Origin of the sequence: Teichococcus deserti (genome assembly GCF_001982615.1) — a bacterium.
GTDB lineage: Bacteria > Pseudomonadota > Alphaproteobacteria > Acetobacterales > Acetobacteraceae > Pseudoroseomonas > Pseudoroseomonas deserti.
Genome location: NZ_MLCO01000486.1, coordinates 1 through 2452, shown reverse-complemented (window position 1 = coordinate 2452; position 2452 = coordinate 1). Strand labels below are relative to the sequence as shown.

The 2452-nt window shown below is 68.2% G+C and carries 3 protein-coding genes; 2 read left to right on the top strand and 1 reads right to left on the bottom strand.

Translation table 11 applies throughout. From position 1 onward, the window contains the following. Positions 1-485, top strand: a 485-nt coding sequence (locus BKE38_RS29355) for an NAD-binding protein (RefSeq protein WP_165694324.1), incomplete at its 5' end; no start/stop codon positions are given. A 67-nt stretch (positions 486-552) separates the two neighbouring features. Here BKE38_RS29355 and BKE38_RS29350 read toward each other — a convergent pair. After that, complete coding sequence (locus tag BKE38_RS29350) at positions 553-1521, bottom strand: Bug family tripartite tricarboxylate transporter substrate binding protein (RefSeq protein WP_076960634.1); 969 nt, start codon at positions 1519-1521, stop codon at positions 553-555. A 562-nt stretch (positions 1522-2083) separates the two neighbouring features. Here BKE38_RS29350 and BKE38_RS29345 point away from each other — a divergent pair. After that, positions 2084-2452: ABC transporter substrate-binding protein (locus BKE38_RS29345; RefSeq protein WP_242662617.1), on the top strand; the 369-nt coding region annotated here is incomplete at its 3' end.

Genomic DNA, 2452 nt, shown 5'->3' with positions numbered 1-2452 from the left:
CCATCATGGTGTCCGGACCGCGCGAGGCTTTCTCCGAAATTGAGCCGGTGCTGGCGGTGCTGGGGAAGACCTTCTTCTGCGGCGAGAAATCCGGCCAGGCGCAGGTGTTGAAGCTGGCGAACAACCTGCTGGCGGCGGCGGCCCTGGCGATCTCGTCCGAGGCGATCGTGATGGGGGTGAAGGCCGGGTTGGATCCGTCGCTGATGTGCGAGGTGATCAATGCCAGCAGCGGGCGGAACAGCGCGACGCAGGACAAGTTCCCGCGCGCCATCATTCCGCGCAGCTTCGATTTCGGCTTTGCGACGGGGTTGTCGCACAAGGATGTGCGGCTCTGCGTCGACGAGGCCGAGGCGATGGGCGTGCCGATGGTGGTGGGCAGCGCGGTGCGGCAGATGCTGGCCGTGACCAGCGCGACGTATGGTGCGGACAGCGACTTCACGTCCATCGCGAAGGTGGTGGAGCAGTGGGCCGGCGTCGAAATCTGACCGAAAGAAGAGGGGCGCAAACCTGCAGGTTGGCGGGGGGAATTCCTTCCCCCGGCCGTTTTGCTTGTTAGTCGAGCCGGATGTTGAGGTCCTTGACGACCGAGGACCACCGGGCCGTGTCATCCGCGATGAACTTCCGCATTTCATCCGGCGTGGTCGTCGTCGGCACCGCCGCCTGGGTGCGGAAGATATCGCGCATCGGCGCCGGCTTGAGCTGCTCCGCGACGACGACGGCGATGCGCTCGGCGATGGCGGGCGACATCTTGGCCGGGCCGAGCAGGCCGAACCAGTTGCCGGCCTCGATGGGCTGGCCGAGTTCGGCCAGCGTCGGCGTGTTGGGCAGGGTCGAGAGCCGCTCCGACGCGCCGAGCGCCAGGATCCTGACCTTGCCGTCGCGCGAGACCGCCTCGGCCGGGCCGGCATTGAGGAACATGGCGTCGACCTGGCCGCTGACGATGGCAGTGCTGGCGGGCGCCGCGCCGGTGAAGGGCACGTGCAGCATCTGCAGGTTGTTCTGCTTCAGCAGGCCTTCCATGGCGAGATGCGGCGTGCTGCCGATGCCCCAGGAGGCGAAGGTCAGCTTGCCCGGCTCGGCGCGGACCTTGGCCAGGAAGCCGGCGAAGTCCTCGACGCCGAGGCCGGGGCGGATGATCAGCGCAAAGGGGCCGCGGGCGAAGAGGGTGACCGGCGTGAAGTCGGTCACCGGATTGTAGGGCAATTTCGGGTAGATCAGCGGGTTGATGGCGTGGGTTTCGGCATTGGCCAAGATCAGCGTGTGCCCGTCCGGGTTGGCGCGGGCCACCGCCTGGGTGCCGACCGCGCCATTGGCGCCGGGACGGTTTTCGATGACCACGGGCTGGCCGAGCGGGCCGGACATCGGTCCGCTGAGGGCGCGGATGACAATGTCGGCCAGGCCCCCGGCATTCCAGGGGACGATGACGCGGATCGGCTGCTCCGGCCAGGCGGCCAGCGCGGGGCGGGCAAGCGGCAGGGCCGCGGCGGCGCCCAGCAGGGCGCGGCGGGTGATGTCGGGCATGATGGAGTCGTCCCCTCCGGCGATTTCTTGGTCGTGGCCCAGCTTGCCCGGCGATGGATCGTCCGACAATTCCTTTTGTGATATCGATATCAGATTCTGGCGCGAAAAGAACGCCGGAAACCCGGCGCGGCAGGGCGGCCGGGCCGGGCAACAGGGGTCGGACGCGAAAAACGCTTAGCTCAGGCCGAGCAGATGCGCCACCAGCACGGCGCCGGAAAGCCAGAGCGCCATCTTCCAGAACAGCGCGCCGAAGCGGCGCCAGGGGAAGCGGACCAGGATGGCAGGGGCCATCACCGGTGCCGCCATGGGACCCGCGGCCTGAACGGCGGCGGGATGGGCAGGGTCGTGCCAGGCGGCAGCCGGTTCACTCCTCATGGGGCTGACCCTGCGCGAAAAGCACGATCAACGCCAGTCAATATTCCGGGGGCATGATCGGCACCGCCGCGAGAAACGGGATTTAAACGCAATTCAATGTCGTGAATAATATTGACTAACGCTTTCCCGAAGTTGAACCATGGCGCGGCGGGGGCTTGTCCCCGCTCCTGTCCAGGAACCGACGACCATGCCGCGACGCTTGCCCCCTGCCCCCCGACCCCGCGCCGCGGAAGCGCGGCGCTGCCGTGGCGGGGTGGCGATGCTCGCGGCCCTGTCCGTCGCGCTGCTGCCCGGGGTGGCGGCGGCGCAGAAGCTGACCATCGGCGTGGCCAACCCGGTCTCCTCGGCCGATCCGCATATCTCGAACACCACCTCGAACTTCGCCATGACCGGCCATGTCTTCGAGACGCTGGTGGCGCGCGACGCGCAGCTGCGGCTGCAGCCGGGGCTGGCGGAAAGCTGGAAGCCGGTCGGCGACACGGTCTGGGAATTCCGCCTGCGCGACGGCGTCGCCTGGCATGACGGCAAGCCCTTCACCGCCGACGACGTGGCCTTC